We start from the raw sequence: 22313 nt of genomic DNA on the forward strand, positions 1-22313 counted from the left end.
TTGGTTTACTTCGGGGAAAAATCATTAACTTTGAAGGAAACAAACACAGTACCATAATAATATATGTTTTTTCCAACCATGAAGATGATATTTCCGGCAGGTGCGGCAATGCTCCTTGCCGGGTCCATTATGCTCGGAGCTTGCGGGCGAAGTGACAAATATTACGAAAAGAGCGTTGAGATCCCCGCTGATGCCACTCCGCAGGAGCGTGTGGACATGGCTTCAAGGGTAGTGCCTACTCCCCAGCAGCTTGCATGGCAGGAACTGGGCCTGACCGCTTTCCTGCATTTCGGAGTCAACACGTTCACTGACCGCGAGTGGGGCGACGGCACGGAGGATCCGGCGGTGTTCGCCCCTACGGCCCTTGACGCGGAGCAGTGGGTGGCGACCCTCAAGAAGGCAGGTTTCAAGCTTGTGATACTCACCGCGAAGCATCACGACGGATTCTGCCTGTGGCCTACTGCCACCACCGGACATTCCGTGGCCGCTTCCGGATGGCTCGAAGGGAATGGCGACGTGGTGAAGGCCTTGCGTGAGGCGTGTGACAAGTATGATATGAAACTTGGCCTCTACCTTTCGCCATGGGACCGCAACGCTACATGCTACGGCGACTCGGAGAAGTACAACGACATGTTTGTGGCCCAGCTGCGCGAGCTTCTCGGCAATTATGGCAAGGTCGACGAGGTGTGGTTTGACGGAGCATGCGGCGAAGGACCGAACGGGAAGCGCCAGGAATATGATTGGGAGCGTTTCCGCAAAGTCATGGAGGAGCTGCAGCCCGAGGCCGTGCTGGCTATCACCGGCGACGACGTGCGCTGGGTGGGGAACGAAGGCGGTCTGGGACGTACCACAGAGTGGAGCGTGACGCCTCTGACGCCTGCGATATTTCCGGGCAGCAAGGAGGCCAACGATAGGCTTGGCATCAACGAGATGTCGGCCGACCTCGGCAGCCGAGAGCTGCTTGCGAAGGCGGAGAGCCTCCACTGGTGGCCTTCGGAGGTCGACGTGTCGATACGCCCGGGCTGGTTCTACCACCCCGACGAGAAGCCCAAGAGCCTGCGTGAGCTTGCAGAGATATACCTCCAGTCGGTGGGGCGCAATTCCACCCTCCTGCTCAACATACCTCCCGACCGTCGCGGTCTGATAGCCAGGGCCGACTCGTTGCGCCTGATGGAGTTCGGCAAATGGGTGGAGACAAGCTTCGCCAATCCTGTCGGCAAGAGTGAGGGCAGTCTTACCATCGATTTCCCTGCCGCTACGGAAATCAACTGCGTGGCCGCCGGAGAGGACATATCCAAGGGGCAGCGCGTGGAGAGTTTCGTGATAGAGGGCCTCAGCGGCGGCAATTGGACAACGCTCGCCGAAGGCACTACAATAGGCCACCGCCGCATCCTGACATTCGAGCCTGTGGCAGTGGAGGCTGTGCGCCTTAATGTGACATCGAGCCGAGGGGAACCGTGTATGAAGCCTGTCGAGGCTTTCCGCATAGAGCTTCCTGCCGAGGAGGTGGCCGATGCGAGCAATGTGCCTTCGGGCCATAAGGCCGTCAATGGTGTGACCGCGAGCGTGCGCGACGGTGAGATACAGCTGACTTTGCCCGAGGTGGCACGCGTTAGCGGCTTCATCTACACCCCCCATGCCGACGCGCGTCCCGGCACGCTTTACCGTTATAAGTGCGAGACGAGTCCCGACTGGGGTGTCTGGACTGTTCCCGCAGGTGTTAGCGGCGAGTTCGGCAACATCATGCACAACGCCACTCCGCGCACGGTGGTTTTCAGCAAGCCTGTCGATGCCCGCTATCTGCGCTTCAAGCTTCTTGAGGACACCAAAGGCTCGACCACCGCGTCTCCCTCCTGGGCCGACATAACGGTGCTTACTCCGCAATGACCGTTGACGGATATCTCGCACAGAGCACACAATAATTTCGCATAAGCAAATAATAATCTCGCACAGAGCACGAGGAGAGCACAGAGAAATAAGGGTAACCCTGTCTAATCTCTGTGCTCTCCGTGTGCTCTGTGCTTTTTTTCTTACAACTGGAAGGTTGAAGGTGTTTAAAGTTGAAGGTGTTTAAAAAGGTGGTGTCAGTCGGCTTTCTCGAATGTGAGGCTCTTCAGGTCCATCAGGCCGTTCATGCTGCGGAATTCCAGACAGTAGGTGCCTGCCGGGAGGTCGGCCTCGACGGTCTTGTCCGCCCATTGGTCGAGAGGGGTGTCGAGTTCTACGTCATGCAGGAACCATATGCCGTCGAGGGCGAGCGAGAAACGTGTGCCGGGTGCCTTGCGCATGGCCTTGAGCACTATCTTGTATTTGCCGGCTTCACGGATGTCGATTGTGTAGCGGGTCCATTCTTTCTCGCCCATGTTGGCTATGCCGCCTTTGCGTAGCAGTTCGAGAGGGCGCGTCTGGTCTTTCAGGGCCACGAATTCCTCGTTTGCCGGGCGTTTGAAATAGCTCAGATGCGATTCGGTTTTGCCATTGGCGTTGACATTGACGGCTTCGGCGGGGATCACGGTGCTCTTTTTCGGTGAAATCACGAAAACGCCTTTCTTGCCGGGACGCCCGAAGTTTTTGATCATGTCGATCTTGCCGTCGTGCACGTTGACATCGGTGAAGCATACCGAGCGCAGGGCGCCATGGCCGCTATAGTTGCCTGTGTGGTAGAACTGGTAGGGCTTCCCCTTGAACCATACGATCGAGCCGTGGGTGGTGTCCTCGCCGTGAGGATTCATGTAAGGCCCTTGCGGAGTCCATGGCCCGAGAGGCGAATCGGAGGTGGCATACAGGAGTTTGTTGCCGCCGAGGTGCATGGGATTGCCGTCGGAGTAGGTGAGGAAGTAGACGCCGTCGTGCTTGAACACGAACGGGGCTTCATGGAACGTCGGGAGCAACGTGCCCTCGGGATCTACCTGCGGCACTGCGTTCTCGTCGGCGAGTTTCGTCCAGTCGTCGGGGTTGAGACGCCCGGCCCAGCACCCCTTGCGGTCGCCGGAGATGTAGAGGTAGGCCTCGCCGTCGTCATCGACGAAGATACAGGGGTCGATGGTCTTTGGGAGCAGTTCGCCATCTTTGCCGGTGATGAAGCCCTTGTAGGTCCATGGGCCGACGGGAGTGTCGGAGGTGTAGAGCACGTGCAGCCAGTATTCGCTGTTGTCGTGGGGGAACTTCTTGCGGTCGCGCACGATGGTGTACTGCTGGTGGGGGAACACGAAATAGTACTTCCCGTCGCGCTTGTTGTAGGCGGCATCGGGTGCCCACATGAAGCCGTCGCCATGCACCGTGAAGCCTACCTCTCTGCTGACGTCGGCGTTCACCATGTCGGCATTGAGGAATTCGCCATGGTCGGTCCAGTTCACCATGTCCTGTGTGGAGAATATGTGGTAACGGTCCATGCGGTCGCATCCACGGTTAGGCTCCATGTCGTGGGAGGCATAGACATAAAGGGTGCCGGGGTCTGATTCCCACACGTGTGCCGACGGATCGGCGGTCCATAGGTTGCCTTCGAACTCCTGTCCGAACATCGGTGAGGGGAATTTCACGAACAGAGGCATAGTGTCGTAGCGGTCGGTGAGGGGATATGTGTATTTCGTGTCGCTCCATATTCCGTCGACAGGTGTGTCCTTATATTCGCCGGCGTATGCGAACTCGAACTTGTCGACATTCTGGCCGCCGACCGGCGACCAGCGCAGCACGTGTCGGCCCGGCGAGAGGGCTACCGATGGAAATTTCGCCCGGTTGTAGGTGTTCCATCCGCCGCGCGGGAGTGTCTTGTCGCGTCCCACGGGCTTGCCGTCGATGGTGATGTGGAATTTGGCGTTGCCGTCGCAGCTGCCTGTGACGATGATGTCGTAGAGTCCGGCATCCTTCACGTCGATTGTGTAACATGCCCAGTCCTCTCCGTCGATATTGCCGAGCACGACTCGTCCGTCGCCGGCATCGTTGACGGGAGCGGCCTTTGCGTCGGCGTCGTGCGTGTCCTTGCGGTAGGCATTGCTCTGCCCGTTGTTCCTGCGTGCTTCTATGGCTTTGAAATGGTAGGTCTTGTCGAAGCCTCCCGTATCGAAGTCCTCGGCCTCCACCGTGGTTCCTGATGTGGTCAATTCATGTGGACCGTTGTGGGGCGTGCCGGCGTAGCCGGCTGCCTGCGCCGAAGCGCCGAGTGTGAATGCGGCCATAGCTCCGAAGGCCGCGCTCCTGTAGATTGTCGGTAACATATCGCTTAACTGTGTTTTGCTTTGGGATGGCGATGCGTCGAAACGTGACCGAAGCCGAATGTCGATAGCGACGACCCAGATGAGCCATTATGACACACCCTCATTGTCCCGTGGTATTTCTGTCGCAAAATTAGTCCGGGGTGATTAACAGTCCGGCGATATTCCAATTAAAAAGGACTTAAATCCCGCTTAATAGGGATTTAAGTCCTGGATGTTTGTAGAATGTCTACTGAAGGAACGGCTTGTATCCGTTTGTCAGAAGAGTTTCTCTGGATATGTGCCGTCGCGGTGGAGTTCGGCGAACTTGGCCACCACTCCGGGACGGTCGGCAGCGTAGGTCACGCCGAACCACTTGGAATCGGTGTCGAGTACCTTCACGGTAGCTTCGCCCGAGTTGATGAGGGTGTCGATGCAGAGGGGGATGAAGAATTCAGCCTTGGGCGTGTCGATGTCCTTCTCAAGGAATTTCTTGAACTCGCGTTCGCTGAAGTCGAAGTAGTCGGGAGTGAAGCCCCAGAGGTTCATCGATACGGGAGTGTTGGGCTGAAGTGTCTGCACCTGGCCGTTCTCGTCGGTGAACACGATGTTGTGGTCCTTGTCGTAGGAGATGGCCGTACGCTCTACAACTGAGGTGAGCAGTCCGTCCTTGTTCTCACAGACGCCACGTGCCACAGAGCCGTTCTCGGTCATGGTGTTGCCTACGCGGAATCCTACCATGCAGTAGTCGCCTTTCTTGTCGCGCGGACGCTGAAGTTCCTCGGCAATCACGCGGAACGCGTCGCGGCCATAGAAGTCGTCGGCGTTGATCACGGCAAACGGCTCCTTGATCACATCCTTGCCCATGAGCACGGCGTGGTTTGTGCCCCAGGGCTTCGTGCGGTCGGCGGGGCAGGTAAAGCCCTCGGGGAGCGCGTCGGTCGACTGGAACACTACCTCCACGGGGATATGTCCCTCGTATTTCGAAAGAATCTTGTCGCGGAAATCCTGCTCGAAGTCCTTGCGGATCACGAATACCACTTTGCCGAATCCTGAATGGATGGCATCGTAGATCGAATAGTCCATGATGGTCTCGCCGTTAGGTCCGAGACCGTCGAGCTGCTTGAGGCCGCCGTAACGGCTTCCCATTCCGGCTGCAAGTACAAATAATGTTGGTTTCATTGTTGTATAAGTGTGTTCAAAAATGACTTGAATGTCACGCGATTCCGAATTTGTAGATTATGCGCTGCTCGTATACCTCGCCCGGGCCGAGTATCTGCGAGGGGAAGTTGCGGTGGTTGGGAGAGTCGGGCATTCCCTGGCACTCGATGGCCACGCCGTCGTAGTCGGCATACTCCTTTCCGCTCTTGCTCGCCGGGCATCCGGAGAGCCAGTTGCCGGTGTACACCTGCGCGGCGGGCTGGGAAGTGGACACTTCGAGTACTCGTCCGCTGCGCTCGGCTTCGAGGCGCGCCACGGGTGCCATAGTGTGCTTGTGCCAGTTGTCAATCACCCAGCAGTTGTCATACCCCTTGCCGTAGTTGAGTGCGGGGAAGTCGGCCTTTATGTCGTCGCCGATTACCTTCCCTTTGGTGAAGTCCATCGGTGTGCCCTCGACCGGGGCGAACTCACCCGTGGGGATAAGTGTATCGTCGGTGGGCAGGTAGCGTGAGGCCGCGAGGGTGAGCTTGTGGCCGAGCACTGAACCGGCGTCCTCTCCGTCGAGGTTGAAGTAGGCATGGTTGGTGAGGTTGACCACCGTTTTTTTGTCGCATTCGGCAAGATAGTCGATGATCAGCTCGTTGTCGTTGGTCCAGGTGTAGAGCACGGTGGCTGTGAGAGTGCCGGGGTAGCCTTCTTCTCCGTCGGTCGAGGTGTAATCCATCTTCACCTGGCATCCGCGCGACTCTTCCTTCCAGATCTTGTTCATGAATCCTTCGGGACCGCCGTGCAGCGCGTTGGGTCCGTTGTTGACAGCAAGTTCATACTCCTTCCCGGCGAGGGTGAAGCGCCCTTTGGCTATGCGGTTGGCGTAGCGTCCGGGAGTCTTGCCCATGCATGGGCCGTCGGCGATGTAGTCGGCGGCCTTGGCATATCCCAGGGCTACGTCGGCAAGCTTGCCGTCGCGGTCGGGCACGACGACGCTGACTATGCCGGCTCCGAGGGTAGACAAGGTGACTGATGCACCGTTGTCGTTGGTGATTGTGATGAGAGTGACTTCCCCTCGGGGTGTCTGCTCGAATTTCTTGTCGATTTTCATATCAATCTTCTACTTTGCGTGCGCCGTCGCTGACGATTACATCGTAGATAACGGGTTCGTGGCCGTACTTGGCGTTGAACTTTTCCTTTGCGGTCTTGATGAAGTTGTCGTAGAGGTCGTCCTTGACGAGGTTGATGGTGCAGCCGCCGAATCCGCCGCCCATGATGCGCGATCCTGCCACGCCGCACTCCTTGGCTATGTCGTTGAGGTAGTCAAGTTCCTCGCAGCTTACCTCATAGAGTTTCGACATGCCTTCGTGGGTCTTGTACATGCGGTCGCCCACGGTGGCGTAATCGCCTTTCTGGAGGGCATCGCACACGTCGAGCACACGCTGTTTCTCGCCGATGACATAGACGGCGCGTTTGTAATCTTCTTCGGAGATTTTATCCTTGATTTTCTCGAGATCCGCCATCTCGGCATCGCGCAATGTCTCTACGCCGAGGGTGCGGGCCACGTTCTCACATGATGCGCGGCGCTTGTTGTAGGGGGAGTCTACGAGTTCGTGTTTCACCTTGGAGTCGACGAGCACGAGCCTGTAGCCGTCGAGCTTGAAGGGGAAGTATTCATATTCGAGCGAACGGCAGTCGAGACGGATGAGATGGTCTTTCTTTCCGAATACCGATGCGAACTGGTCCATGATGCCGCAGTTCACGCCGCAATAGTTGTGCTCGGTCGACTGTCCGATCTTTGCCAGCTCGAACTTGTCGATCTTGTCGTCGTTGAACATGTTGTTGAGGGCGAAAGCGAAGCAGCTTTCGAGTGCTGCGGACGATGACAGGCCTGCCCCTAGGGGTACGTTGCCGGCGAATACGGCGTCAAAACCCTTGACGGTGCCTCCGCGCTTGATTATCTCGCGGCATACGCCGAATATGTAGCGCGCCCACTGCTGTTTGGGTGCGTCCTCTTCGTTCAGCCCGAATTCGGCGTATTCGTCGATGTCGATCGAGTAGACGCGCACCTTGTCCGTGCCGTTTGCCTTGAGTTCGGCCATGATTACCTTGTCGATGGCGCCGGGGAATACGAATCCGCCGTTGTAGTCGGTGTGTTCGCCGATGAGGTTGATGCGTCCTGCCGAAGCGTATAGGGTGCCTGAAGTGCCGAAGCGGTCGATGAACTGCTTGCGGATGTTCTCTTTCATGTCCATGATGTTAGTGTTGTTGGGTTAAGAATAAATCGATTGGTTAATATTGCAAATTTAATCATTCCTTTTGTAACCCGGGTCATTTATTCGGTCAATTTACGTGACAAAACGGTCAATAATCATTTTTCCGTAGGGTATTGATGCAGAAAAAGGATGGAGTAGCGCCGTATGCGACACTGCTCCATCCGCAGGAATATAGCAGACTTAGAGAATACCCACCTTATTGTATTTTGGCTACTTTCCGGGAACCTACGATGTAGAGTCCGGGGTTGAGTCCGTCGAGGGCTGAGTGGCTTTCGGCATCCCGGCGCAGCAGGCATCCGTCGACGGAATATACGTCGACACGGGTGTGGGCGTCATCAGCTATGGTATCGTCGATGCCGGACGATGATACCTGAGCGAATGTGAAGCTCTTGAGGTTGGTGCCTCCGGTGTCGAGCGAAGCGCGCATCAAATGCTTCCCTCCGGAAATTGATATCGGGGTGTCGGTCGACACGTCGAAGTGCTTGGAGTCATCCCAGCCCCGTCCGTCGAAACCGTAGGTGTGTACAGTCTTGCCGTCGATGCTGATGCGTAGACGGCGTCCCGGAGTGTCGGCACCTACTTTTGAGATTATATGGTATTCACCATCTTCCGGACATGTGAACGTGTATTCGAAGTAGTCGCCGTCGCTCGTGTGCTCGATTTTGCCTTCGCTGTTGATGCTTGCGGTGGCGGTGAGGTTGAACGGATAGGTGCTGAACACGGTGCCTGTGGTGGCCTGCTTGTGGCGGTAGCTCCCTTCGGCGGTGTCAAACAGTCCGGCGATGATAGTGCCGGGAATGGTATGGTTGAAGGTGACAGCCGGTTTTCCGGGGTCGGTCTGTCCGGGAGCGGGACAGGTGGCGGGCGTGATTGTCACGGGAGTGCCTGCGGTGACACCGAGCACAAGCTCGTTGTCGCCGATGCGTTCCTTGACCGTTGCACCTGACACGTCGGCAGTGGCCGCACCGGGGAATTTGACGGTACATTCGCCCGACTCGCCCTTGTCTTTAAGGATGGTGGCTGTAGTGAGGCATCCACCTTCCCATTGTGCGTCCACGATGTAACCGCCTCTGGCGCGCATGCCGCTGAAAGCTCCGTCGGCCCAGTCGTCGGGGAGCGCGGGGAGAATCTCGATGGCGTCGCCCTGGCTTTGCAGGAGCATCTCGGCCATTCCGGCGGTAACGCCGAAGTTTCCGTCAATCTGGAATGGCGGGTGGGCGTCAAACAGGTTTTTGAATACGCCTCCGGGCATGTTGGAGCCGTTCTGTGTAAGGTTCATGCATCCTTTGAGCAGGGAGTGGGCGCGGTTTCCGTCGCGCAGTCGTGCCCAGAAGTTGAGTTTCCATGCGCGGCTCCATCCCGTACCTTCATCTCCTCTGGTGTCGAGCGTGATTTTCATGGCGTCGGCATATGCGCTCTCTTCGGGTGAGCGTCCAGGCACTATCTGCGATCCGGGATGCAGCCAGAATAGGTGGTTGGTGTGGCGGTGTGTGCCGGTGTAGCGTTGCTCGTCGCGGTTCCAGGAGCCGTCGCCGGTAAGGTCGCGGCGCACCTCGTCCTTCCATTCCATGAACTGTCCGCCGAGCCCGATGCGCGGCATCGAGAGGCGAGAGCGTGCTGCCGCGATTTCTCCGACTTCCTTTTCGCCGGAGCGTCCGAGGATGTCGGCGCCTTCAAGGGCTGCGGTGAACATCTCGTAGATTATGCCCTGGGTGGCGGTGCAGCCAAGGGAGAACTCGCCATGCTCGGGAGAGAGCGATGGGTTGGCAACGAGAGTGCCGTCGCGTTCGTCCTCCCATAGATTGTCTACCCAGAAGAGGCATGCGTCGAGGAGCGTCTGATAGTTTCCGCGCAGGAATTCGATGTCCTGTGTGAACAGATAGTGTTCCCAGATGTCCTGGCATGCCCACAGTCCCCCTTCCGGGAAATAGGAATGTGTGCCGTCGGCGGCAGGTGCGGTATTGCCCCAGGCGTTCACCTCGTGGTAGGTGGTCCAGCCGCGCACATCGCCTCCGTCGGGGCGGCTATGGTAGTGGCGCGCGGTGGCCACTCCGTGCGGCGCGAGCTGGTTTACGAAGTCGATCATGGGGAGATGGCATTCCGAGAGGTTGGTCTGTTCGGCAGGCCAGTAGTTCATCTGCACGTTGATGTTGGTGTGGTAGTCGGAGTTCCATGCTCCGGCGGTCTTTTCACACCATACACCCTGGAGGTTGGCGGGGAGCGATCCGGGACGGGATGAGGCGATCAGCAGGTAGCGTCCGTACTGGTAGTATAGTGTCTCGAGGTAGTGGCGGTCGTTGTCGGAAGGGTTGCCGTCACGCAGCGCTTCGAGAAGGCGGTCGGTGCATGCGGCAGGCTCAGTGATGTTTTTGCCGAGCTGTATCTTGTTGGCATTGTAGAGAGTGTGGTAGTCGTCGAGATGCACCGAACGCAGCGACCCGAGACTTTTCCCGGCTGCGGCATCGACACGCTCCTTGGCTATGGCCATGGGATCTGCGCTACGGTCGATATAGTCGAATGTAGCGTCATAGCATGGCTTGTAGTTGGTGGCTGCCGACATGACGAGCACAAGGTCGGTGACGTCATCAGCGAGAAGCGATCTGCCGTCGTCGGCAATCTTGACCGTGCCGCCATTGTGCGAATGTACTCCGATCACCTGGGCGAAACGGAGGAAATCTTTCCAGTTGTCGTTCTCGCGACGGCGCACGTTGCTTACGGGTGTGGGCCATCCGGTGAGCACGATCTGTCCGTCGGAGTTGACCGATATGTCGTGGTCGCTGTGGGGCGAGGTGACGCTTATGCGTCGTGAGAATGGTTTGTCGGCTGCCAGGTGCATCACAAGGATGTTGTCGGGGTAGCTCATGAAATATTCACGGGTATATGTGCACTCTCCCGAGGTGTAGGTCACGTATTGTACGGCATTGTCTATGTCGAGCGAGCGTCGGTAGTCCCGGTAGTCGCGGGTGGCGACGTCAAGCTCGATTACGCTCAACTGCGGTTTCTGGCCTGCGCCCTGTAGCGACGTGATGGACAGACGGAAAAAGCGGTAGCCGGAAAGTGTTTCGGGAAATTTGAAGTATTTCTTTGTCTTGCGCTCGTCGTCGCTCCAGAACTTCCCATCCTGTGAGTCAATCTCATCGTATGTGACCCCGTCGCGTGATGCGTAGAGTGTCCATGACTTTGGGTCGCGCGCCGGCATGTCGTTGCCTGAGCCTATCGTGTAACCTTTGATGTCTGGGGCTTTCGTGTATTCCCATTTTATGTCGACGGGGAATGTGCGCCCGTCATGGTTCTCGGCGAACCATTTGGTGGATGCATTGCCGTCAAAGGCGCTCTTGATCACTTCATTGGAGCCTGGGTTGTTGTCATAGTTCGTCCAAATCGATTCAGTGATGATGGCCGGGAATCCGGTATCGTCGATGTGGATGTCGCCGAGTGTCTGGAATGAGCCGAAGTGGTCTTTTGTGCCGAGGAGTCCGTTGAGCATCTTGCCGGTGCCGTCGTAATCTCCGTGACTCCCTTTTTCGTCGTAATAATTGGCATTTCCGGGATAGTCCTTCAGTCCGCCCGGCACGAGTCCGGCGGTAAACTGTGTCATGCTCTCCTGTAGCATGGTGCGGAAATCCTTGAGTGCCTTGTGCGCCGATTCTTTCGTGTGCATGTGTCCTCCGTCATAGTCGGCGTCCTCTCCTGGGCCGCCTGACCATAAGGTCTTTTCGTTTGTCTGGATTGTTTCGTTGAACACGTCGCCAAACACCATGGCGCCCATGTAGCCGTTGCCGAGCGGCAGGGCCTCTTCTTCCCAGTTTGTGGCCGGCTTGTCGTAGACGGCTGTCAGGCGAGGCTGCAATGTCTGTGCTGTGGTATGGTATGCCGGACATGTCGCAGCCATGGCGGCCGTAGCGGCACATAACCTCAATAATCGTTTCATAACTATGTTTTTATGGTAAAATAATCGTTCACGCAAAGATAAGTGTTTCCGACGGTTTTTACAAACCGTGGCAGCACATCTTAGAGGTTGTTTAAAAACAACCTCTTATTTTTTCTTGCGGCGCGATGAAGTGCGGAGCTTGCGGGCGATGGTGGCATGGCGCGCGCTGCTTTCATCGTCGCCCACGGAGGTGTAGAGCGCCGACATGCTTTCATGTAGCGGGGCGCTGTCGGCATCGATGGCCTCGGCCTTGAGGTAGCGGTCGAGGGCGTCGGCAAACGCGTCGAGACGCCGGTAGGACTCGCCGGCCATGTAGAGCGCCTCGAAATTGTCGGGCGACTTTTCTGCCACCTGCTCGAAGCATGCCGCAGCCTCGTCGTATGCGCCTGCGTCGAAGTAGGCAAGCCCTTTCCCGGTCAAGGCACGTGTGTGCCCGGGCACGAGGTCGAGCGCTTTGTCGTAGTTGGCTATGACCGGGGTGGGATCCATGCCTTCGAGGCGGCATTCATCGGCCATGGCAACATATTCGTCGGCGAGACGTATGAAGCGCGAGCGGTCATCCTCGATGGTGCTGCGAAGGAGTGCGATCTCGTCGCGCCGGTCGGCGATGCGGTTGAGCTGCATCCGTGCGAAGCGCATCAGCAGAGGGTTGTCAAGCTCGCTGCGGCATCTTAGTCCTTCGGTGAAGTGGTCGAACGCACTGGCGAGATCGCCTTCGCGGAGGGAGGCGAGAGCCCGGGCGTACTCGTCGTCGGCCTTCGCGCGTTCGAGTGCCGAGGCGATGAGGGCGTTGTCATTGAACGTGTGGCTGAAACGCACGATGGCGGGATTGACGAATATGTCGCGTTCGTTGATGGTGCCGGCAAGCGTCATCCCCTCCAACGAACGGCAACGGCTCAGGGCCACGTAGGCCTGCCCGCTGCTGAATGCGCCTTCGCCGAGGTCGATGCGCACGTTGGCGAAGGTGAGGCCCTGGCTCTTGTGGATGGTGAGCGCCCATGCCAGCTGCACCGGATATTGGGTGAACGTGCCGAGCACGTCCTCTTTCACTTTCTTCTCCTTTTCGTCGTAGTAGTAGCGGACATTCTCCCATACGGCCTGCTCGACATGATGCTTCTCGCCATCCTCGGTGATGACTATGAGCCGGTCGTCCGAAGCCATGTCGACGCGTCCGAGAGTGCCGTTGACCCAACGGCGCTCGGCATCGTTCTTGATGAACACCACTTGTGCGCCGACCTTCAGCGTCAACGTGCGCGGCGTCGGGAGCGAGCTTTCGGGGAAATCGCCCGAGACGGTTCCCGTGTAGGTCACCTCGGGCACGTCGATAGCCGCGAGGTGGCGGCTGTTGATCGACTCGACCATGTCGCGGCGCGTGGCGAGGGTCATTACGAGGCGCCCTCCGGCATCGGTGGAGAGGGTGGGGCTGCTTTCGTGGGCGACGCGTTCGTTCAGGCGCATGATGTCGTTCCTGTCCGGACGTCCTGTCCTCACCCTGTCGAGCAGGGATATGAATGCTTCGTCGTTCTGGCGGTAGACTTTCCTCAGTTCCACGGGCACGACGCTCAGCTCGCGGAACGCGTTGGCACAGAAGAAATAGTTCCGGCGGTAGAAGCGCCCAAGGATGTCGCGCATGTCGGCGGTGACCACCGGTTCGAGCTGGAATACGTCGCCCACGAGCAGGAGCTGCTTTCCGCCGAACGGTTCGCGGGTGTTGCCGGTGTAGACGCGCAGAATCCTGTCGATGAGGTCGATCATGTCGGCCCTCACCATCGATATCTCGTCGATTATGATCAGTTCGAGTTCGCGGAGCAGTTTCACCTTGTCGCGTGGATACTTCATGCGCTCCTTGAGGTGTCGTGGCATGAACTCCGGGTCGTCGGGCACGACGGGCTTGAACGGGAGCTTGAAGAATGAATGCAGGGTCTGCCCTCCGACATTCACGGCGGCGATGCCGGTGGGGGCAAGCACGACATGCTTCTTACGCGTGTGCGCGCACACGTATTTTAGGAATGTGGATTTGCCGGTGCCGGCCTTCCCGGTCATGAACACTGACTGCCTCGTGTAGCACAGCAGTTTCCACACATCCTGAAACTCCGGATTGTCAAGATCGATCTTCTGCTCCATACCCCAAAGTTAGCAATCATTTTCCGTGCCGCCAAATCCTGAATGACAATGGTAGATATTGCGTTAAAACGTATTAGACTGTCAGATATTAAGAGGTTGTTTTTAAACAACCTCTTAATCACAAGCTCGCCACTAATCTTTTGGGTATGTCGTGATGTTATTTTAATAAAGTCTCGCACGAAAATAATCTCACACGATATGTTTCACGACATTCTTTTTCTGATTCTCGGCATGGTGCTCATAATAGCCGGAGGAAATTACCTTACCGACGGGGCCGTGTCTGTGGCCAAGCGGTTCGGCATATCGAGCCTTGTGATCGGTCTTACGATAGTGGCGTTCGGCTCGTCGACTCCCGATTTCGTGGTCTGCTTCATCTCGACCCTGAGCGGCAAGTCGGAACTGGCGCTGGGCGACATACTCGGGGCCAACATCTTCGACATAACCCTCGTGATTGGCGTGGTGGCCCTAATCGCCCCGGTGACGATAAGCTCGGAGATGGCATTCAAGGATCTCCCCATGCTGGCTTTGTCATCGTTGGCGCTGTTTATCTGTGCCGACGACAGGATAGTGGACGGCACGCCGCTGAACATAGTGAACCGCACGGACGGCCTTATGCTACTGTCGCTGTTCGTGATATTCATGTGCTACACGATGGCTATGGTCAAGAGGCCTGCGGTCAAACCTCTTTCGACCGCTCCGCGCCCGGCGCCGAGGGCGAAGGAGAGGAGCGTGGAAAAGGCTGAGGCCGCCGATGCCGACAACACGCGCGTGATGAAACCATGGCTTGCCGCGGCGTGTATACTCGGAGGCCTTGCCGCGCTGGTGTTCGGCGGCCAATGGCTCGTGGACGGAGCGTCGGGTCTGGCCAGACGTCTGGGCATGTCGGAGGCGTTGATAGGCCTTACCATAGTAGGTATCGGCAGCTCGATCCCCGACCTTTCCACCTCTGTCATCGCGGCTCTCAAGAAGCAGCCCGGGATAGCGATAGGCAACGTGGTTGGCGCGTGCATATTCAACGTGTTTTTCATCATCGGCCTGTGCTCCACAATCAGCCCTCTGCGTGCCGGCAACCTGACATCCGTGGATTTCGGCATCCTTGTGGTGGGATCGCTTATGGTGCTGCTCTTCGGCGACGTGATAGTGAAGCGCACCATCACCCGGGGACAGGGCGCGATTCTTGTGGCAATCTACGTGGCCTATATGGTTTATCTGATATTCAGCGCCAGATAAATCCGGTTGATCGTTCACTTCCCAAAATATTGATGTGACATGGCTATCTCATCACGACCATATACATTCGACCGTGTGGTGCGCATACTTGCAGGCGTGGCGCTTCTTGCCGGTGCGATATGGCTGGTCAATTCTCTCCGCAATGTGCTGTTGCCGTTCTGTGTGGCGTGTCTCATCGCCTATCTGCTTGAGCCTGTCGTTGAACTGCTGCAGAAGCTGCTCCACCTTAAAGGGCGTGTCATCGCCACTCTGCTTACGCTGATCGGTGTCACGGCCATAGTGGTGCTTCTCGGACATATATTCGTGCCGTCGGTGGTCAAGGAGATCCATCAGATCGAGGAGATTCTGCACACCACATCAGACAGCGACGTGGCAGTGCCTTTCGTGCCCGACAACATAATAGAGCCTGTCAGGAAATGGGCGTCGTCGATTGACCTCGGCGACCTGCTCGACAACAGCCATTTCCAGTCGCTGCTGAACCAGGGGACGAGCTTCGTGGCGGCGACTGTCGAATTCCTGCTCCATACGCTTGAATGGCTGCTGACGTTTGTCTACGTCATCTTCATCCTTATCGACTATCCGTCGCTCATGACCAACTTCCGTATGCTGGTGCCGAAAAAGTACCGCAGGGTGGTATACCGTGTGGAGGACGACATGAAGAACAGCATGAACCTGTATTTCCGTGGGCAGATACTTATAGCCGCCTGTGCCGCCGTGTTTTATTGCATTGGATTTTCCATTGTCGGCATTCCTTTGGCCATCGTCCTCGGGCTGTTGGTGGGGATATTGTACATAATCCCTTACTTCCAGTATGTGACGCTCATTCCGGTGACACTCGTCTGTCTTATCGATTCTATGAGCGGGAGCGTGCATTTCTGGTCGGAGCTGGGGCAGTGTCTGCTTGTCTATGTGGTGAGCCAGTGCATATGCGACTATATCCTCACTCCCAAGATCATGGGCAAGACCATGGGGCTGAACCCGGCGATCATATTGCTGGCCCTTTCGGTGTGGGGATCGCTGCTCGGGCTTATAGGCATGATAATAGCGTTGCCTATGACAACGATACTGCTTGCATACTATAAGGAGTACATAATCGACGGGGGCGACTCATCGCCTTCCGACAAGCAGCAGGCGCAGGATGCTTTCCGTCAGGTGACGGAGGCCCCTAAGCCTCCGCTCAAGTCATGACAGGGTTGTACGGTGGGATATGAACGTGTTTCCGTAAGTTACAATATTTTAAGTATGGCCTCCGCCCAGTAGCGTCCGAGTAGGTCGGCTCCCTCCGCGTTGGGATGGAGATAGAATACGCCTGCATTTCCGTTTTCCGGGGTAAAGTATTTCGGCTGTTCGCGGAATGCTTCATAGGCCGCCGTGTCGCCGAGAACCACGTGGGATGGCTTTACTTCGTCGTAGTATTTTACAAGCTTCGGGAGCATGGGCTTGTAGCTGTTCAGGCGTTCAAGTCCCGACTTCAGGTACATGGCCTTGTTGTATGTGTTAGGGCTGTACCATATAGGCCCTTGCACCACCACCCGGCAGTGAGGGAACAGACGCAACAGTTCGTTGATTATGGCCTGCATGTTGGTGTAATATTGCTGTGGAAGCACGGGTGCCCCCATCGGGCGCGACTCTGCGCTGTCGTTGGTGCCGAGCGAGATGGAGAATATAAGTTCGCCATTGTTATTGTTGCTTAGTTCGCGGGCGGCCTCTACTATTTTTGGAAATTGGGTATCAGTGGCCGGAAGATAGTTCACGGTAGTCATTCCGCTGACTCCGCAGTTGCGGAAATTAAGGTTTATGTCCGGTCGTTTCTCCGTTATATGGCGTGAGGCGCGGGCGGGAGGGGCATCGTTGGCTTTGTCGTCGATATATGCCCCGTAGGTTATGCTGTTGCCTACGTAAACTATGTTTACATCCTTGGCGAAGAGCGACATGACACCAAGTAGGGCACTTGCGAGGACTGATGTGGTTCTGTTCATTGCTGCTTTGATTGGTTTATGTATGAGTAGGTCGGTTTTTTGCAAATGTACTCAAATTTATGGAATCAAGAGGGATTCATTAAAAAACAGCGGTGTACAAAAATTGCACATCGCTGTTTTGTGTACGGATGGGCCATTAAGGTGCATCCTGCCATTGGTTATAATCCATTATTTATTATAGCCGGGTCTTGAAGCTGACGGTGCGGCCTTCGGAGGTAGTTGCCGAGATGATGTAGAGACCTCGTGCGAGCGACGCCGTGTTGATTTCGACAGTGGTGGCGTCACGTGCATCGATGTTTGCCGCCGATTGTCCCTGGAGATTGACGATGCTTACCGACGAGAGGCCGGTGGTAGCGCTAACGATAGCGGTGCCGTCAAGGACTGTCAGTGAAATGTCGTTTCCGTCGTTGGTTGCTGACTCGATGGATGAGGAGCCGGCCTTGTTGATTGACAGGTTGTCAATGCGCAGGTTGGCGTAGGTGCAGGTGTTGACATTGTGTATGCCGAGATGGTATACTCCCGCTTCGGGCACGTTGAAACTTATTTCGATATGCGCCCATCCTTTGGATTCCGTTCCTGAGAGATTTGCTCCGTTTGGATCATAGACTTTTTCATTGGCTATGGAGTATATCTTGTTTGTAAAGCTTTCGACCGACTTGGGGTCAGTGCCGAGGCATATCTCGTATGAATGGGTGTCATATGAGGCTCCGTTGGCGTAATAACCGAGCACGTGGTTACCTGCCTCAAACTCTATTGCCGGGGAAATTAGCCAGTCATCGGCAGGCTTTCCGTTGGTGCTGCCTATGGCGGTCTTTTTACCGTCGTAAAGATAGCTTCTGTAGCCGATTGACCATCCTGCACTTGCGGGATTATTGATGAAAGTCCATTGCGAGCCGTCGCCGTCATCCTCGAAGCCAGTGAAGTAGGGGATGGTAGCGGTGGAGGAGAGGACGAATGTCTCGGACGTGGCGCGCACTCCGGCCACTCCGCCGCTGACTGCTTCTATCACATAGTAGAAACCGCCGTTTTCGGTGATAGTCTCTGAGAACTCGGGTGTGGTCAGGCCTTTTGCCACTTCGGTCAATGCGTCCGCTATGCCACGGTAGACGTTGTAGGTGATGGCGTTGTAGTCGGCATATCCGCCGTTGACGGTTGTCGTGGGAGCTTTCCATGTAGCGGTGACTGTGCGGTCGGTTACCTCCACGGCAATGTCGGTTACTGCTGTGAGGCGGTCGTAGCCGGAGAATACGGAGGTGAATGCCGGGAATCCGTAGCCGGCTTCATTGGAAGGGAGCACTTCGTAGACGACATCGCCGTTGGGGGCTGATGTGTCGGTGAATGTCACGGCGTTGCCGTCGAGAGTGGCTATGGGTTCAGACGTGCCGATGCGGTAGATAGTGACTCCTGTCGGTACGACCTGCGCGCCGGAGTAGTCCTGCGTGGGGAGCGTCCAGGTGAGCCTTACGGTGTTTACGTCGACATCGCTGACCTCCGCTTTAAGGTCGGTGACGGTCTTTAACGATTGGCTGCGGATGGTCTTGTCTTTGAGGAAGAGTGCGGTCACCTGCGAGTCGTCGCCGAGTTTGTTAAGCTTCTCGTAGTCGGTCTTGAAATCGACAAATCCGCCGGGTATTCCGGTCGTTAGGTCGATTTCGCAGAAATGCCCGTAGCTGGGATGCTGCTGCGCCCACCAGAGCTTGCCGTCGGCGGCGAATGTCATCGACTGGAACTGGGATGCTGTGCCGAGATTGTGTCGCGGAGCGGCCTGCTCGACCTTGGCCGTGAATTTGTCGATCTTGTAGAGGTAGCGGTAGCTCGACATTGCGTAGAGCTGTCCGGCGGCATCGCATGCGAGGGTGATCAGTGCGTCGGTGTCCTCGCGGCCATATCCGTCGATGGCTGTCAGTTCTCCAGGCGATCCGAGCAGTGTGTAGTCGCCCGTAGCCATATCGACGGCGCAGAGGCTCGTGGGTGATAACTCTCCGGTAGTGTATTTGTCCTCTATGAGAGCATACATCGTGTTGGTGGTGTAGTCGTAGGTCATGTCGACCACGCGGTTCATCGTTGTTTTCGACTTCTTCTGGAGCTGCTTGAACGTTTCCCCGTCGTACACGGCCCAGCTGTCGGGATAGATTTCGCTTATGTCACCAAGTTCTACCTGGTAGGTGTAGACCTTGCCGTCGACATATTCCCCGGCCGAGGGGTGTACATAGCCGTAGTTGGTATTCTTGTTGTTGAGGGTCTGCGGCTTGTCGATGTCAAATGAAACGAAGCCGTACTTGCCAGATTTTGACCCGAAGAGATAGCCGTAGGCGGTCTCCCCGGCCTGGACGGTGACGGTCGTGGCTGCGACAAGGCAAGCCGCGGCCAATGGTTTGGTAAAGATACTTTTCATACGCAAAAGATGTATGGGTGATAATGATTATAAATTGTTTATGTGAAAAACTGTTTTGATATCCAACGGTCTTTGTTTGCAAAGATATGATTTTAGTTTCTTGGTTGTATGCATATGGATGATGTTTTTAAACAAAACGATGTGATTTATAATTTTCTGCACCCGCGACGCGTTAATTATTTGCAATGAAAACGAAAGTAGAGCTACTACGATATATAATACTTCCGCTACTGTGCATTCTTAACGCCGCAGGCATCGAGGCGCGGGCGGAGTCGGTGAGGATTCATGGCCGTATTACAGATGGCGACAACCGCGCGATGGAGTTTGTTACGGTGAGGGTGGCCGGGACGGCTGTCGGCACGATGTCGGGACTCGACGGCGACTACAGCCTGTCGGCAGCCGAGGCCGACACTATCACCGTGGTATTCACGTGCATTGGCTACAAGGAGCAGCAACGCAAATTGGTGGATGCGAAAGGCGACGTGACGCTTAACATGCGCATGTTCCGCACAGCGCGCGAACTGCGCGAGGTGGAGGTCAACGAGGTGAAGAAGCAGATCGGCTCGATGCAGTCGATCGACGCGTCGGGCTATCGTCTGTCGCCCGACGTGAGCGGCGGCTCTGTGGAGTCGCTGATAAGCACTATGGCCGGTGTGACCGGGTCCAACGAGATGTCGTCGCAATATTCTGTGCGGGGCGGTTCGTATGACGAGAATCTCGTGTATATCAACGGTGTGGAGGTGTATCGCCCGCAGCTTGTCACGTCGGGACAGCAGGAAGGGTTGAGTATCATCAACCCCGACATGGTTGGAAAGGTCAACTTTTCGACTGGGGGATTCGGCGCGGAGTACGGCGACAGGATGTCGTCGGTGCTCGACATCACTTACCGCCAGCCCGAGGCATTCGAGGGTTCTGCGGGAGTGAGCCTGATGGGTGCCAACCTGTCGATAGGGTCGAGCACTAAACGATTCTCGCAGCTCCACGGTGTGCGCTACAAGCGCAACAATTCCGTGCTGTCGAGCATGGAGACAAAGGGAGAGTATGACCCAAACTTCTTTGACTATCAGACCAATCTCAATTTCCGCCTCTCAGGCAAGTGGCGTGTGGCTTTTCTGGGCAACGTGGCGATAAACAATTATAAGTTCACGCCTGTCAACCGGGAGACGTCGTTTGGCACAGCCATGGACGCCAAGAAGTTTAAAGTGTACTTCGACGGTCAGGAGAAGGACCGTTTCGAGACATACTTCGGGGCGCTGTCATTGCAGTATGCTGCGTCGAAGCGGTCGAGCTACACGCTGTTTGCCTCCGGGTTTCTGACCAACGAGCTTGTAGCCTACGATATAAGCGGGGAGTACTGGCTCGACCAGGCCGGTACTTCCGGTTCGGAAGGCATAGGCGGCGAGCTTGGTGTGGGCCGGTATCACGAGCATGCCCGCGACCGTCTGAAGGCATCGGTAATGACCGTGGCTCTGCGTGGCCTGACCGGATTCGGCAACCATCAGCTCAGCTACGGCGTGCAGTATAATCATGAGAATATATATGAACGCGCGAGCGAATGGGAGCGCCGCGACTCTGCCGGATTTTCGTTGCCGACCGATCCGGGACTGTTGCGCGTGGTCTACAATCTGACATCGCGTCAGGATTTTTCGTCCAACCGTATAGGCATGCACGTGCAGGACACCTACCGTATGCAGCTTGACGCCGGCTTCCTCTCGGTCACCGGCGGACTACGTCTGTCCTACTGGGATTTCAACAAGGAGCTGCTGGTCAGCCCGCGTGTCAATGTGGGTTTTGTCCCGTCGGCCAACGACAGGTGGGCGCTCCGTTTCGCTACGGGACTCTATTACCAGTCGCCGTTCTACAAAGAGTATCGGATGGTTGTCACTGACGATAACGGTAACAGTGTGGTGAATCTCAACCGCGACATAAAGTCGCAGCGGTCGTGGCACTTCATCCTCGGGAGCGACTATACGTTCCGGGCCATGAATCGCCCTTTCAAGCTGTCGGCGGAAGCTTACTATAAGGCATTGGGCAACCTCGTGCCGTATGAGATAGACAATCTCAAGCTGGTATATGACGGAGTGAATTCAACAAGCGGTTATGCCATGGGATTGGATTTCAAGCTTTTCGGGCAGTTCGTGCCCGGCTCTGACTCCTGGCTTAGCTTCTCGCTGATGAAAACGCAGGAGAAACTGCGCGGCGTGGATGTGCTGCGTCCCAACGACCGGCGCTACAGCGTGGCGCTCTATTTCACGGATTATTTTCCGAGAATACCAAAACTGAAACTGAGCCTGAGGGGCATATTCATGGACGGTCTGCCAACCACTGCCCCGCGCTCTACGCGCGACAAGGGATCTTTTCGTACGCCCGCTTATAAGCGCGTGGATCTCGGTGTGTCGTATGCGTTGCTTCCGCCGCTGAAGGAGGGGGAGACACGTGGCGGCATGTGGCGCCATCTTAAGGCGGTGTGGCTCGGTCTTGACTGTTTCAACCTGTTCGACATATCAAACGTAAGCTCGTATTATTGGGTGACGGACGTGAACGACCTTCATTATGCTGTCCCCAACTATCTCACGCGCCGTCAGCTCAACCTGCGTCTCACCGTTGACTTCTAACCTAAGAGGTTGTTTTTAAACAACCTCTTAAAAGTTATAGAAGTGTTGCATATGTATGGGGATGTCTGAGGGTTGCACGAAACGGCATTTATGATTCAGGAGTTTGTTTTTAGCCGACCCTGTAAATCTCCGGGTGTCACGTAATTGAATCTCGTGGCTGTAATAGCGTAACTCTTTGCCAACCATTGAAATAAATGCGTCGCGAGAAATAAAGGCACGAAACATTTGGATAGGTCTGAAAAATTTTGTAATTTTGTTGCGCTTTTGACAGACACATGTGCTGGGAGCGGCATGTCACGCATGATAAGTATGCTTTCGACAGATGGCGGTGATTATCATTGCGGTGTCGATAGGCAACATGTTTCTCGACCAAGGAAAGATGCCGGAGCGGTCGATCGGGACGGTCTCGAAAACCGTTGTACCC

Annotated in this window: 12 protein-coding genes; 4 read left to right on the forward strand and 8 right to left on the reverse strand. The window is 56.1% G+C overall.

Annotation, left to right across the window (positions count from 1 at the left end; translation table 11 throughout):
- The first annotated feature begins 78 nt into the window (after positions 1-78).
- On the forward strand, positions 79-1887 hold the full coding sequence (locus QZ303_RS06995) for an alpha-L-fucosidase (protein ID WP_295731059.1): 1809 nt from the start codon (positions 79-81) through the stop codon (positions 1885-1887).
- A gap of 197 nt (positions 1888-2084) precedes the next feature.
- On the opposite strand, the gene QZ303_RS07000 is transcribed toward QZ303_RS06995, so the two are convergent.
- The 6 genes from QZ303_RS07000 to QZ303_RS07025 all read right to left on the reverse strand — a co-directional run bounded on the left by QZ303_RS07000 (position 2085) and on the right by QZ303_RS07025 (position 13670).
- Positions 2085-4214 (reverse strand): family 43 glycosylhydrolase, encoded by a 2130-nt coding sequence (locus QZ303_RS07000; protein ID WP_295731062.1) that lies wholly within the window; start codon positions 4212-4214, stop codon positions 2085-2087.
- Positions 4215-4469: 255 nt separating this feature from the next.
- A complete protein-coding gene (locus tag QZ303_RS07005) occupies positions 4470-5372 on the reverse strand; it encodes a nucleotidyltransferase (RefSeq protein ID WP_295731065.1) in 903 nt (300 codons plus the stop codon).
- A 34-nt stretch (positions 5373-5406) separates the two neighbouring features.
- Positions 5407-6450, reverse strand: coding sequence for an aldose epimerase family protein (locus QZ303_RS07010; RefSeq protein ID WP_295731068.1), 1044 nt, complete (start codon positions 6448-6450; stop codon positions 5407-5409).
- Position 6451: 1 nt separating this feature from the next.
- Positions 6452-7588, reverse strand: a complete 1137-nt coding sequence (gene galK / locus QZ303_RS07015) for a galactokinase (protein WP_295731070.1) — start codon at positions 7586-7588, stop codon at positions 6452-6454.
- Positions 7589-7811: 223 nt separating this feature from the next.
- Entirely contained in the window at positions 7812-11546 is a 3735-nt protein-coding gene (locus QZ303_RS07020; RefSeq protein ID WP_295731073.1) for a glycoside hydrolase N-terminal domain-containing protein, read from the reverse strand.
- A 105-nt stretch (positions 11547-11651) separates the two neighbouring features.
- Positions 11652-13670 carry an AAA family ATPase gene (locus QZ303_RS07025; RefSeq protein WP_295731075.1) on the reverse strand — a complete coding sequence of 673 codons (2019 nt, stop codon included), beginning with the start codon at positions 13668-13670 and terminating at the stop codon, positions 11652-11654.
- Between the two features lie 198 nt (positions 13671-13868).
- On the opposite strand from QZ303_RS07025, the gene QZ303_RS07030 reads away from it, so the two are divergent.
- Together QZ303_RS07030 and QZ303_RS07035 are read left to right on the forward strand one after the other, a co-directional pair.
- Entirely contained in the window at positions 13869-14900 is a 1032-nt protein-coding gene (locus tag QZ303_RS07030; RefSeq protein ID WP_295731078.1) for a calcium/sodium antiporter, read from the forward strand.
- A gap of 39 nt (positions 14901-14939) precedes the next feature.
- A complete protein-coding gene (locus tag QZ303_RS07035; protein WP_295731081.1) occupies positions 14940-16088 on the forward strand; it encodes an AI-2E family transporter in 1149 nt (382 codons plus the stop codon).
- A gap of 38 nt (positions 16089-16126) precedes the next feature.
- On the opposite strand, the gene QZ303_RS07040 is transcribed toward QZ303_RS07035, so the two are convergent.
- The gene (locus QZ303_RS07040; RefSeq protein ID WP_295731084.1) at positions 16127-16879 is read right to left on the reverse strand and encodes a GDSL-type esterase/lipase family protein; all 753 of its coding nucleotides are present in this window, start codon (positions 16877-16879) and stop codon (positions 16127-16129) included.
- A 175-nt stretch (positions 16880-17054) separates the two neighbouring features.
- Positions 17055-19274 (reverse strand): choice-of-anchor J domain-containing protein, encoded by a 2220-nt coding sequence (locus QZ303_RS07045; protein ID WP_295731086.1) that lies wholly within the window; start codon positions 19272-19274, stop codon positions 17055-17057.
- Positions 19275-19459: 185 nt separating this feature from the next.
- Here QZ303_RS07045 and QZ303_RS07050 point away from each other — a divergent pair, with 185 nt between their 5' ends.
- A complete protein-coding gene (locus QZ303_RS07050; protein ID WP_295731089.1) occupies positions 19460-21889 on the forward strand; it encodes a TonB-dependent receptor in 2430 nt (809 codons plus the stop codon).
- Positions 21890-22313 lie beyond the last annotated feature (424 nt).

It is taken from the genome of uncultured Muribaculum sp., from assembly GCF_910583865.1.
Taxonomy (GTDB): domain Bacteria; phylum Bacteroidota; class Bacteroidia; order Bacteroidales; family Muribaculaceae; genus Muribaculum.

Coding starts and splice junctions, on each gene's coding strand:
- QZ303_RS07050 (WP_295731089.1), top strand. CDS start 19,460: ATGAAAACGAAAGTAGAGCTACTACGATATATAATACTTCCGCTACTG.
- QZ303_RS07010 (WP_295731068.1), bottom strand. CDS start 6,450: ATGAAAATCGACAAGAAATTCGAGCAGACACCCCGAGGGGAAGTCACT.
- galK (WP_295731070.1), bottom strand. CDS start 7,588: ATGAAAGAGAACATCCGCAAGCAGTTCATCGACCGCTTCGGCACTTCA.
- QZ303_RS07025 (WP_295731075.1), bottom strand. CDS start 13,670: ATGGAGCAGAAGATCGATCTTGACAATCCGGAGTTTCAGGATGTGTGG.
- QZ303_RS07045 (WP_295731086.1), bottom strand. CDS start 19,274: ATGAAAAGTATCTTTACCAAACCATTGGCCGCGGCTTGCCTTGTCGCA.
- QZ303_RS07005 (WP_295731065.1), bottom strand. CDS start 5,372: ATGAAACCAACATTATTTGTACTTGCAGCCGGAATGGGAAGCCGTTAC.
- QZ303_RS06995 (WP_295731059.1), top strand. CDS start 79: ATGAAGATGATATTTCCGGCAGGTGCGGCAATGCTCCTTGCCGGGTCC.
- QZ303_RS07040 (WP_295731084.1), bottom strand. CDS start 16,879: ATGAACAGAACCACATCAGTCCTCGCAAGTGCCCTACTTGGTGTCATG.
- QZ303_RS07030 (WP_295731078.1), top strand. CDS start 13,869: ATGTTTCACGACATTCTTTTTCTGATTCTCGGCATGGTGCTCATAATA.
- QZ303_RS07020 (WP_295731073.1), bottom strand. CDS start 11,546: ATGAAACGATTATTGAGGTTATGTGCCGCTACGGCCGCCATGGCTGCG.
- QZ303_RS07000 (WP_295731062.1), bottom strand. CDS start 4,214: ATGTTACCGACAATCTACAGGAGCGCGGCCTTCGGAGCTATGGCCGCA.
- QZ303_RS07035 (WP_295731081.1), top strand. CDS start 14,940: ATGGCTATCTCATCACGACCATATACATTCGACCGTGTGGTGCGCATA.